This window comes from Vibrio sp. 10N.222.48.A3 (assembly GCF_041475345.1).
Lineage (GTDB): Bacteria > Pseudomonadota > Gammaproteobacteria > Enterobacterales > Vibrionaceae > Vibrio > Vibrio tasmaniensis_A.
Genome location: NZ_JBFRVX010000552.1, coordinates 1 through 12,270 on the forward strand (window position 1 = coordinate 1; position 12,270 = coordinate 12,270).

A 12,270-nucleotide genomic window follows, 5' to 3' on the forward strand; every position below is an offset into this window, starting at 1 on the left:
ATGTTCTTCAGACAGCATATCAATAAAATCGATAATGATGATGCCGCCTAAGTTACGAAGGCGAAGTTGACGAGCAATAGCTTGTGTCGCTTCGACGTTAGTATTGAAAATCGTTTCTTCTAGATTACGACGACCAACAAAGGCACCAGTATTGATGTCGACGGTTGTCATCGCTTCTGTTTGGTCGATAATCAGATACCCACCAGACTTCAATTCGACTTTGCGATCCAATGAACGTTGAATTTCGTTCTCGGTATCGTACATATCAAAGATAGGCTTATCACCTTCATACAACTCAAGCTTGTCTGTTAGCTCAGGCACGTATTCAGAAGTAAACTCTTTTAGGTTTTCATATTCTAGACGAGAATCGACCTGAATCTTGCTCAGCTCAGTACCGACAAAATCACGTAAGATACGTTGGCTTAAGCACAACTCACCATACAAGCGAGTACGAGCTTTGTGCTTACCACGACGTTCTAACACCTTTAGCCATAATCGCTTCAAGAATGCGGCATCTTGCGCCAACTCATTTGAATCTGCGCCTTCTGCTGCCGTACGGATGATGAAGCCACCGTGCTCGTCACAGTAACGAGACACGACTTTTTTTAGGCGGTTGCGTTCTGACTCACTATCAATTCTCTGAGAAACACCAACGTGGCTTGCGCCCGGCATGAATACCAGATAACGAGATGGTAATGTAATGTCAGTGGTTAGACGGGCACCTTTGGTACCAAGAGGATCTTTGACCACTTGAACGACAATATCTTGCCCTTGGCGAACAAGCTCTGAAATATCACGAACCTGAAATTGCTTCTTTTCATTCTCAGCAACACATTCAGTGTGGGGGACAATATCAGAGGCGTGCAAAAAAGCTGCTTTATCAAGGCCAATATCCACAAATGCCGCCTGCATTCCAGGCAAAACACGGCTTACACGTCCTTTGTAGATATTTCCTACGATCCCGCGTCGAGCATCTCGTTCGACATGGATCTCTTGAAGAGCTCCCCCTTCAATCATGGCCACACGAGTCTCACTCGGGGTCACGTTCAGCAACAATTCAGCACTCATGGTGCACCTCAGATTAGTAATTATAAGAATTCTTGCAGTAGCTGGTCCGTTTCAAATAAAGGTAAGCCGACAACGGCGTAATAACTACCTTCGATTCGGGTAACAAAGCGTCCGCCCAAACCTTGGATCCCATAGCTACCAGCTTTATCGCATGGCTCCCCTGTTTGCCAGTATTGTTCTATTTCTTTTTCACTGAGGGGTTTAAACCATACGTCGGTAATAATGATTTCTGTCTTTTGTTTTTCTTCCGATACAACAGAAACTGCCGTCATCACTTGGTGACGATCATTCGCTAACTGAGTAAGCATACGCTTAGAGTCAGCAAGGTCTATTGGCTTTTCGAGCACTTGCCCTTGGCTTACGACGACCGTGTCAGAGCCCAGAACCACTGTTTCAGAATCAAGAGAACTAGCAACTACAGTATCAGAACCAGAAGCAACATGCTGTTTTTCAGAAGGGTTATCTTTCAATAAAGACAACGCAGCTAAGGCTTTATCTAAAGATAGTCGCTTAACGTACTCTTCGGCGGTTTCTTGAGCGTGTTTACACTCTTCGACATCAGTTACAAGGACATAAAACTCATAACCGAGTTGAGATAACAATTCTTTGCGGCGTGGAGAGCCGGATGCCAAAACTAAATGTTTCTTTTCCATCGTCACTCTACCTTACATGCCAATGGCGACGTACACGTCTCATTAATAAAAACATCCAAGGCCAAAGTATACAGTTTATCAATGCGCTCCATAGCGATAACGGATTGAAAACGACATCTTGGATCAAATATTCACCAAAGAATATTAGCACCTCAAACAACACAGTTAAGGCTGCAATGATTATCGCTTGCTGCCATAGCGCCATATTTCGAATCACGAGGAAGTTCATTGCAATAATGTACATTACTATTGCCATCATCATGCCTCTAATACCGAGAGTCGAACCGATCAAAAGGTCCCACAATAAGCCCAGTACTAGAGCACTACCAACGTTAACTCTGTAAGGTAACGCTAAAACCCAATAGCAGGTAACCAGTAATAACCAAGATGGCCTGAATAGGTCTAAACTACCCGGCCAAGGGATCGTTTGTAGAATAAGTGCTATCAAAAATGAGCAGCCAATTACTACTTTGCTTCTTAAAACGCTATTGGCCATTTTCACCTTCTAACAATGCTTGTTCGATACTAGATTGCTCTGCTTGCATCTGTTTATTTTCATCAGGCCACACAAGCAACAAGTATCTGAGCTTATCAAACTCAACTACAGGTTCTCCTTTGATAACGGCGAACTCGCGCTTCGGGTCATAATCAACGGCAGTCACATAAGCGACTGGGTAACCCTCTGGATATACACCACCGAGTCCAGATGTCACCAACAGATCTTCTTCTTGAATATCAGTACTGGTTGGAATGTGCTCTAACTGGATCTCATCAATCATGCCATTACCAGAAGCAATCACACGTATATCGTTACGAATAACCTGAACAGGAATTGCGTTATTTGCATCAGTCAGTAGCAAAACACGACTATTATGAGCAGCAACAAAAGTGACTTGACCAACAATGCCTTTTTCATTGATCACAGGCTGACCTTCGTACACCCCATCAATCTGACCTTTGTCGATCACGACTTGGTGACGGTAGGGTGAAGTATCAACGGCCATAACTTCTGTGACGACTTTCTTTTCATCACGGATAAACGGAGAGCCTAATAGCTTACGAAGGCGCTTGTTTTCCTCTTGATATTGCTCAAGCAGAATCAGCTCGCTCTTCAGGCGCAAGACTTCTCGTTTAATAGTATGGTTGGATTCAATTAGCCCTTTGCGAGTACTAAAACGGTCGTATACGCCATCAAACATGGTGCGAGGCAAATTAGCGGCATACTGAATTGGCGCAACCATGCTGTTTAATAGATAGCGGACATTTGAGAATGCATCTAAACGACTATCAGCCAGCATAAGGCTGGCTGATAATGTTACAGCAAAAAACAGGCGCAATTGTAGAGAGGGACCTCTACCAAAAATTGGCTTCATTCTATATTTGGTCCTAGAGCGACATTTGATCCTATAGACAAGGTCTTAGGCTCTTTACATAAAACTAGATAAGAAAAGAGCCTAACACTAGATACTATTCTTCGCTGAAAAGATCACCGCCGTGCATGTCGATCATCTCTAGAGCTTTACCACCGCCTAGAGCAACACACGTTAATGGCTCTTCCGCCACAACAACAGGGATACCCGTTTCTTCAGTTAGCAGACGATCAAGGTCTTTAAGCAGTGCACCACCACCTGTCAGTACCATACCGTTTTCTGAGATATCAGAAGCAAGCTCTGGTGGACACTGTTCAAGTGCAACCATGACTGCAGATACGATGCCAGATAAAGGTTCTTGAAGCGCTTCAAGGATTTCATTTGAGTTCAGACTAAAGCTACGAGGAACACCTTCAGCAAGGTTACGACCACGTACTTCAATCTCATCGACTTCATCGCCTGGGTAAGCAGAACCGATTTCGTGTTTGATCTTTTCGGCTGTTGCTTCACCGATCAAGCTGCCGTAGTTACGACGAACGTAGTTGATGATAGCTTCATCAAAACGGTCACCACCGATACGTACAGAAGACGAGTAAACCACACCGTTTAGTGAGATAACGGCAACTTCCGTCGTACCACCACCGATATCAACAACCATTGAACCTGTTGGCTCAGATACACGTAGGCCTGCACCAATCGCAGCAGCCATAGGCTCATCGATTAGGTAAACTTCACGAGCACCAGCACCCAGTGCTGATTCACGGATTGCACGGCGCTCAACTTGCGTTGAACCACAAGGAACACAAACCAATACGCGAGGGCTTGGTTTAAGAACACTGTTATCATGCACTTGCTTAATGAAGTGCTGAAGCATTTTTTCCGTTACGTAAAAGTCAGCAATTACGCCGTCTTTCATTGGACGGATTGCTGAGATATTACCAGGCGTACGGCCAAGCATTTGCTTAGCAGCGTGACCAACCGCAGCGACACTCTTTGCAGAACCCGCACGATCTTGGCGGATAGCTACAACTGAAGGCTCATCAAGAACAATGCCTTGGCCTTTTACATATATAAGGGTATTGGCAGTACCTAAATCAATCGATAGGTCGTTTGAAAACATGCCACGAAGCTTTTTAAACATATTCTTCGCTCATCCTGCAAGAATTAGAAGACAAAAATTGCACTAAATGTACCAATGCCTTGCTGTCACGGCAAGGCATTGAAGTATAAACATGGACTGAAACCCACAATTTCTTACAGATTCCTAACTTAACAGCCAAAAAATCATATTATTGCTGACCTATTAAGCCACTTTCACCTCGGTAGATCACACGATCGTTCCCGCGATGGATACCAAAGGTGACTACTGTTGATGGGTTTTCTTCATCAATACCATCTTGGTCCCAATCAAACATTAGCCAAGGCATATTATTATTTATGGAGTCAAGCTGTTGCCAAATTTGCACTTGCTCCCTAGTTACAGCATTAGGGGCTTGCTGTGCTGTAAAGTTGTTCGACACTCCATTATTCACATCAGCAGCTCCCGTTAATGTCGCCGTAGTCGCTCCCCCAACAGGCCATATAACCGTAGGGTTTCCATCCATTTCAGCATCGATATCAGTAAAACTATCAAATACATTGTTAATAAAAGCACCGTTTGTCCAATACTGAACTTGAAGAGGAACGGTAATCGAACTACCTTCAACCCCACCTACATCACTCAAATTCACACGACCAAAAACCACATTGGGTTGGCTATCAGGCAGTCGTTGTGTTGTCATGCCTGAAGGATCGGTTGGTTGTGTTTTGAATTGCACAGGATCTGAAAGTGTTGCTGTAAAAATATTCAAAGAGACATCTCGAATTGGCCCCCCATCAAAATTAAAAGGACCATCAGGCGAAAAGTCAGCCTGCTTCTGCCATGATATATCGTTGTTATTGATCGCCCCTCGACTACCTCGATAAGTTAAATTCAAGCGATTACCGTTGAGTAAACGCCCTTCATCTAACTCAAAAAAAGCTTGCTGAATAGTGTTAAAACTTCCGTAATTCTGAGTTTCGTTCCCCAACGCACTGTAAGCCTCAACGTCAACGGAGACATTATCAAACTCTTGATTCATGTAAGCAAAAGCTTGCCCTGCAGGGTTTCCCCACACATTATTCAACGTATTAAAGTAATCAGGATAAAAGCGGCCAATGACTTGGTGATCTTTTTGTATATCACGACCAAGATAAATAGCACTACTAATAAACTCGATAGCGCCAACTTCGCTCCAAGTATGAACGAGAGTATTCAGTACTTGGTTGGTACTAAATGAAGGAATCACATTAGGAGTCACAGCCCCTGGTTGGGGGTTTAATGATGGAGCTGGGTAAACCACCTTAAAATCTAAATCTAAGGGACCACTATCAAGTGAATAATTACTTGTCACTGGGTAGGCACACTCATCAGTGATGCCTAATGCTGAATCTGGATGAATGATTGGTTTATAGTCAACAATGAAATCTGTTCCTGCTGATATAAAGCCACCTCCTGTTTCCCCACCAGCAGGGTTAAACGAAGATCCTGAACGAACATTACATATTGCTATTTTCCAAGGGCGAGCCTTCAAGGTAATTTGACCTTTCAACGTACCGCCATCGCTAGGGCAGTTCGCGACTGTCGGGGGTTGAGTTGAACACCTAAAGCTCTTATCTTCAAGTGTGACAACTAACTCGCCTGAGTTATCAAATTGAATAGCAACATCCTCAACCACCCCTTTAGAGAAGTTAAAATCGCCACTGCCAAGGCTACCGCCACCACTTCCGGGCTTTTGAAGCACGTATCCAAGATCGTTCACATCTAACTTTTCCGCATAATTCATCACAATCGGCGTTGGTGATGCATTATTACTACAAGCCAAGACTCGAACATCAATATCTTCTGCTTTTCCGGCAATGACCTCTAGCGGCTGATTGTTCCATGTAGAACTAGCACTCGGCTTAATATCAAACCGATAAGGTACAAAGCTAATGTCTTTTTGGTCTTGGATAGTCGTTCCATTAACTGATGCAGTCGCAAGCACATCACCGTATTTATTACCACTTCGACCATCAATATCAAAAACAAACCTCTTGTTTTGGCTATCAAAAGAGCCACCGCTAAAAGTTACCTCAGGTGCACTTATAGATACCGTCTCCCCATTGACATCGCTCATTGGCTGACTGTTTTCATCATAAGGCACGACATACACCTCAGCCTTGTCATCACAAGTTAAGTGATAGTTGTTTGGTTTGATCTCTATATATTTTATCGTTGGGCTAGGAGGCGTGTAACATCCTGCTATTGACTTAGCCCTTATGAAGCTAGTGTCTGACGACCTAAATGAAACTCTAGGAGCGGTAATTGCTCCTGTCATTTGAAAACGAGCGACACCATTAATATCGAAACCAGCACTGATAGCCTCTGGCGATACATACACATTCGCATTCAAACGGATATCAGAACCACCTAAAGGCCAAAAAGATGAAAAACGGCCATGACCAATAAACGTAAAGTCATTGTGATCATAGCTAGAATCACTCTGCTCATCTATTCCTGCATTAATATATATACGACTTTTATGAGACAAATTTATATGGTTGTAGTGAATAACAACTGGACCATCACCTTTAACCTTAATGTAAGAATCGTTATGATTAAAATTGATGGTGTCAATCCAATACTCTCCAGCGGGAAAAACAACTGTGCTCGTATTTGCGCTAAAAGATAATGAAGTATAATTAAATTGAGTCGCCTCAGTCGTCTGATTATTGCCAGCCGCTATCAACACACCGCCCGAAGGGTTAAAAGCAGTAGTATCCGGAACACCTAACGGAAATAAGTTCTTAGCCGAACTCACCGTACAACTTCCGCCACTATTCTGCCCGTCTTTATAAACACAAGCTCCAAGACCAGACACTCTAGAAGAAGTAAAACCTAATGCTTCTGATTTGGAAATTTGATCGAGATAGATATTATTTCCAGTACCACTTCCTGAAGATATATCCAGTTGTCCATCCCATGGAGTCCATTCTCCGGGATTTGCACCTGGCAAATAACGGTTTGATTGCAACATTTCAGGAAAGTAATCACATTTTTGAATAGGGGGTTTTGGCCTTACTTCTTCAAATGCAAAGAACCCAACTCTTTCATATGTCTGATGCGAGCGATTTGAAGCGTCTTCTTCTAGCATAAATGTAAAATAATCCGGATTCGATAGTTCACATAACCTTAACCACCCTCCATCCGATCCACTTCGAGTTTGCTTTTGAATAATCACACCAAAGTCTTGGAACGACTGGCCATGGAACACCTGATTATCAATACAAGACTGCGCTAATGAAGCGCTTTGATTGTATGAACTACTGGGTTTATTAAAAACAAAACGAATACCACCTGAAGTTTGCCCAGAAAACTCAGGTGCCGCCATATACCCTACAGTTCTGCGTCTATAGCTTGTAGGAGTTGGTACATTTTGCCGGCCAAACTCTAAGGCCAGCCGAAAATTCGAGGTTCCAACATTTTTGTGTGCGGTAGTTACCCAAAAATCCTTACCGCTATCGGGCTGAACTTGAGAAAAGACAATAGGAGCCGCAGAGAAACGTTGAGAGTATGTTTCTCGTTTCCAGCCTTCCCTCCTTGTATCGCCTGCCGTTTGGAAGTGGTTCAACTCAACTTTACTTACACGTATTATTTTCCCTGGCTGAGATTCATCTAGTATTACGTCCCCAACCTCTGCGGCAAAATAATAGATCGGATCCATTAAGTTAGGGTCCGAGCTTAAAGGGAAGCGCTGTTTCACTTCGACCCGATCTTTAGTCACAGATGTGACGAACATTGCCGATGGATTATCATTTAGATTATAAGAAGACATCAATATAACGACAGGCGTCGTTTTAAAATCTTCATCAAAATCAAAGCTACACGTATACCCATTACAAGAGCTAGCGTCTACCTCTCCAAATTCAAATAGCGGTTTAGAACGTGGTACCAAGGGCTGGCAATCTTTTTCCGATATACAGTATTGGGAACTACTAGTGAAACTATCACCAATCAGTGTAATGGTAACAAATGGGTCGAATTTATCGGCGCCAGTGGCATAAGATAAATCAAAGTTATTAATAACTTTTTTCTGAGTACCATCTACTGAGTAGGTTAATTTTCCACTTATCCATCTAGCGTTATAATTAGAAGTACGCTCAAACTTAACCTGAAATTGTCGAAGGATGTCATCATCTTCATAATCTTCGTCAAAGATTTGCTGATAATAATCATCAAAATCATCATCATCTGTCCATAACGGGAAATATTGGCTATTCGCTAATCGAATTCGATTCGACCCGTCAGACTCAAGAGAAAAAGTGATACAAAAACCATTGCGAGCATCTACAGAAGAGCCATTAGCTAGACAAGTGGAAGCATACGAAAACGATGATATGCCGAGAGAAAACAACAAAAACAATGATAAAAATAGTACTCTCATTATCTCACCCACACATCTTGACTACGTTGCATTAAATTCACACCCGTTCCGCACATTGCGACCGCTCTTACCGTGTATAACTGAGAACTATCGACAAGTTGACCACCTGTTGGTGAGCACGTTATTTGAACATCTGCACATGTAATTGTCGTTGCGAAGTTCATTGCTGTTCCATTCAAGTTTGTACACTCTGCAGCCACATCAAATGAAACCGTTGTGTTGGCTCTAGGTGGATATATCTGCATTAAGGCTCGCTCTATTGCCGAATGAGCTAAAAGATGGGCTTGAGTACCAATCACATCTTTTGTATGTGCGTCATTATTGGACCACTCTATGCGGCTTAAGGTTGTAGCAAGAAACCCCATCACCACCAATACAAAAATAACGACAATATACAGGCTTCCGACTTGTCTTTTTTTAAGGAACATTGATCACCTGTATGTCTTGCTGGAAATTGGTCAGTTCATCCCCGACTTGGTTTCTAAATTCAAACTCAAGATGGACGATACCATTACGCTGAACATTTGCGGGTTGATAGTCTAAATCCCCAGTCACTCCCGTATCCGAAATTGGGATTAGCGCGCCATTACCTTCACTTCTCCATACTCGGCCATTCACAATGCAATAGGTGACGCGGCCATTAGGATTGTAAATATAATGTCGATTTGAAACCGAATTACCCACAAGGTTTACAGACTCATTAGCAAGCAAGAAAGTATTATTGGTTGCAGTTACAGTAGCTAAGGGGAAAATATTATTGGTCGGCGCCGCCTCTGTAGGGTTTATCACTAAAGATAATGGGGTTAGCGCAGCTGTCGTCAGTGTATTATCAGCCGTAACAAATTGAATATCATCGCCCGACACCGCATAAATCCCAGAGGTAACGATAGGGAAAAATGAAACACAGCGAGCTCCCGGGACGACAGCATTCTGATTGAACATATTCGGTACAGCATGACGCACTTCACGAGTGATTTTTTCCAAGACAAACTTGGCTTGAGTTTGTAAACGCTGCCTATCTACGGTGTCCGCATAGCCACGCGCACCCAATTCAACAAACCCAGCAATGCCTACAACTAAAATGCTACCAACAATCATGGTGATAATCATTTCAATAAGAGTGAAACCTTGCCTTCTCATTAGTAATTCCCTCGATAGGCATCCAGCACGATAGGAGGATAATTTGAGGCCGAGATCGTTAGGTTGATTCTTTTCAGTTGATCGACCATTTGGTACGTCACATCAACATCTAGGCGGTAGTTTCTGTAGGTTGTTGCGCCATTTTCATCCAGTAATAGATTAAGGTCTCGACACCCGTTAGTTGCACCGGGTTCCCAACACCCATCATAGTCATCGACATCATTGTATAGAGCAATGTCAGCCTCTTCTGGGCCAAAGTTAGCCTCAGCAGTGCAATTCACACCAGACGCCCCCTCACCGCATCTAAATTCCCCACCATCAAAATCACTATTCTCGTCGAACCCTCGAGCAAGAATCATCGACATCACGCTTTGCCCTAGCGCGGCTGAACGAGTCTGATAATGAGGATCACCAGATCGACTAACCTGAGGCGCTAAAAAGTTTATGATGGTCATCATCGCGAGCCCCATAATCACAATCACAATCACACTTTCAATTAATGTAAAACCACGTTCTTTTACAGGTGATTTATGAATACTATTCATGAGCACACCCCATTTTCGACATAACCTTGCGCGTTAATTTCCACACGGCAGGTATTCACATTTGAAGTAATCGTAATCACCACACCAGCTGCAACGTTAACGACAACGCCTGCAGGTGTTTCACCTGTTGTAGGGTTACCTAATAAATCAAAGTTAACTAGAGATAGAGGAATAGCGGGAGTGGTATCAGATGCAGCCGTTAAGTTAGCTCCGTTGAGCATAACCCAATCACTCCGCGCTTGGCTTCGCGCGGTACAGCTCACTTCCGAGCCGATACAATTCCCAACGATAGCGAGAATAAAATTGCTCTCTCCAACGACGGCCCCAAGGTCCACATTGGACTGCATACGATTCACTTGAACTTGGCGGACAACAGAAGTTACTTGCTCTTGAGCTGCAAAGGCAGAAAAGCGATCCCTTCCAGAAAGACGGCTAGCAGCGTAGGCAGAGACAATCGCGATCAACAAGATCACAATGATTAACTCGACTAAAGTAAAACCTTGTTGCTGAAATCCGATGTTTCTGTATGTTCTATTGAATTGATTCACCGAAATCCAATCCGCTAAATATTTGATAGTTTGAAGATTAAGTGTAACTCAGGGAAAGGAAGTTGTCTTTGTCGCTTACCTGAATTTCAGATAGAAAAAAGACCAGCAATGCTGGCCTTGATATCCTCTAATAATACTATTAACAGCCATCCGCACCAGTAGTGACAACATCAACAAATGCTGGTGTTGTGGCATTGGCAGCTTCAACATAAATGACAAAACAGCCATTGTTATTCGCAGGTGTAGTTGCATCGTATACAAAACCATTGTTCGCTTGTACTGGGTCAGTCCCCGCAAATGAATAAGCGACAGCGTCTGGAACAACGCCAGTTTCCGTCACATTCACTACAACCCAATCGGTACCAGGTAAACCAACTACAGCAGTTTCAATACCAGCCGGAACACCTGCGATATCAGCAGAAGTTGGATAACCAAAGTTAATAGCCACACCATCTGTTGTTTGTGGCGTTGTTGCCAGAGCTGTTTTAGGTTGACCTTCACGACCATCTACTGCTGCACGGCCATAAACGATACCCGTCGCACCTGCCATTGCGCCACGCAGGCCTTGCATAGATGATGTACGGGCATCACCTTGTAAGTTAAGAAAACGAGGTGCTGCAGTAACTGCAAGAATACCTAGAATAACAATTACCACCACTAGTTCTATTAGGGTGAAACCGCTTTGTTTTTTCATAGTCTTTTCTCTCTATGTATATTTAAACGCAGGTTTACTGCAGTGTTACGGTCACACGACCAGTTCTAATCTCGTAAACGAATTGATGCTGAGTACCGCCTTCCAATTGAATGTAAGTGCAGTAGTCATTGCTGTTATCCGCTTGCGCTGAATATTTGTAATTCGAACCATTTGCCACATTGGTTAATGTTCCAACCTTAGGAGGGTTCTGAAGTAGATTTTCCATTAAATCGACACACGAAGCATCGGTCACATCATTAGACGGAGCTGAAGCTGAATTGGTGTTTATAGACCATGGGTAGCCGTCTCTAAAATTAGTACTTCCATTGCTACTTGTTGATCTGGTTAGCCAAAAATCAACACCATCGTAATTTACAGTATTGTATGTTTCAACACCAATTCTTTCTGATGGACGAGCTTCTGCTTCCCATTGCGCTCTTGCTGAAAGTACTCCTGTCGCAAAACCACCCGCGACACCTTCAATACTGGCTTTCTTGGCTTCGTCTGTCACATCCAAGAAACGGGGTAAAGCTGCAACAGCTAATAAACCCACAACAACAATCACTATGACTAACTCAACTAGGGAGAAACCCTTTTGATTTTTAAGCACTTTCTACCTACTCATCTAATTGCTAATGCGCATTATACATTTGAATATGCATAAAACCATAAAAACAGCGTCAATACGTTCACAAGGCCAATATATTGACTTTGACACTAAATCTTTCTTTTTTGAGTAATATATCTA

The 12,270-nt window shown here is 43.0% G+C and carries 12 protein-coding genes; all 12 read right to left on the reverse strand.

What is annotated here, in order from left to right; genetic code table 11:
* On the reverse strand, positions 1-1,068 hold a 1,068-nt coding region (gene rng, locus AB4653_RS15760; protein ID WP_372104687.1), incomplete at its 3' end, for a ribonuclease G.
* Positions 1,069-1,088: 20 nt separating this feature from the next.
* On the reverse strand, positions 1,089-1,721 hold the full coding sequence (locus AB4653_RS15765; RefSeq protein ID WP_009847847.1) for a nucleoside triphosphate pyrophosphatase: 633 nt from the start codon (positions 1,719-1,721) through the stop codon (positions 1,089-1,091).
* A 7-nt stretch (positions 1,722-1,728) separates the two neighbouring features.
* The gene (gene mreD / locus AB4653_RS15770) at positions 1,729-2,217 is read right to left on the reverse strand and encodes a rod shape-determining protein MreD (RefSeq protein WP_009847848.1); all 489 of its coding nucleotides are present in this window, start codon (positions 2,215-2,217) and stop codon (positions 1,729-1,731) included.
* Positions 2,207-3,094: a rod shape-determining protein MreC gene (gene mreC / locus AB4653_RS15775; protein ID WP_102257739.1), complete on the reverse strand. Its 888-nt coding sequence runs from the start codon at positions 3,092-3,094 to the stop codon at positions 2,207-2,209. The genes mreD and mreC overlap by 11 nt, the downstream gene beginning before the upstream one ends.
* 94 nt (positions 3,095-3,188) lie before the next feature.
* A complete protein-coding gene (locus AB4653_RS15780; protein WP_009847850.1) occupies positions 3,189-4,232 on the reverse strand; it encodes a rod shape-determining protein in 1,044 nt (347 codons plus the stop codon).
* A gap of 148 nt (positions 4,233-4,380) precedes the next feature.
* The gene (locus tag AB4653_RS15785) at positions 4,381-8,595 is read right to left on the reverse strand and encodes a DUF6701 domain-containing protein (protein WP_009847851.1); all 4,215 of its coding nucleotides are present in this window, start codon (positions 8,593-8,595) and stop codon (positions 4,381-4,383) included.
* Complete coding sequence (locus AB4653_RS15790) at positions 8,595-9,023, reverse strand: hypothetical protein (protein WP_009847852.1); 429 nt, start codon at positions 9,021-9,023, stop codon at positions 8,595-8,597. Before AB4653_RS15790 ends, AB4653_RS15785 begins: the two co-directional genes overlap by 1 nt.
* A complete protein-coding gene (locus tag AB4653_RS15795; protein WP_009847853.1) occupies positions 9,013-9,735 on the reverse strand; it encodes a PilW family protein in 723 nt (240 codons plus the stop codon). The genes AB4653_RS15790 and AB4653_RS15795 overlap by 11 nt, the downstream gene beginning before the upstream one ends.
* On the reverse strand, positions 9,735-10,286 hold the full coding sequence (locus AB4653_RS15800) for a prepilin-type N-terminal cleavage/methylation domain-containing protein (RefSeq protein WP_083784122.1): 552 nt from the start codon (positions 10,284-10,286) through the stop codon (positions 9,735-9,737). Before AB4653_RS15800 ends, AB4653_RS15795 begins: the two co-directional genes overlap by 1 nt.
* On the reverse strand, positions 10,277-10,828 hold the full coding sequence (locus tag AB4653_RS15805) for a prepilin-type N-terminal cleavage/methylation domain-containing protein (RefSeq protein ID WP_009847855.1): 552 nt from the start codon (positions 10,826-10,828) through the stop codon (positions 10,277-10,279). The genes AB4653_RS15800 and AB4653_RS15805 overlap by 10 nt, the downstream gene beginning before the upstream one ends.
* A 139-nt stretch (positions 10,829-10,967) precedes the next feature.
* Positions 10,968-11,522 (reverse strand): type II secretion system protein, encoded by a 555-nt coding sequence (locus tag AB4653_RS15810; protein ID WP_009847856.1) that lies wholly within the window; start codon positions 11,520-11,522, stop codon positions 10,968-10,970.
* Between the two features lie 34 nt (positions 11,523-11,556).
* Positions 11,557-12,132 carry a prepilin-type N-terminal cleavage/methylation domain-containing protein gene (locus AB4653_RS15815; protein WP_009847857.1) on the reverse strand — a complete coding sequence of 192 codons (576 nt, stop codon included), beginning with the start codon at positions 12,130-12,132 and terminating at the stop codon, positions 11,557-11,559.
* Positions 12,133-12,270: the final 138 nt, after the last annotated feature.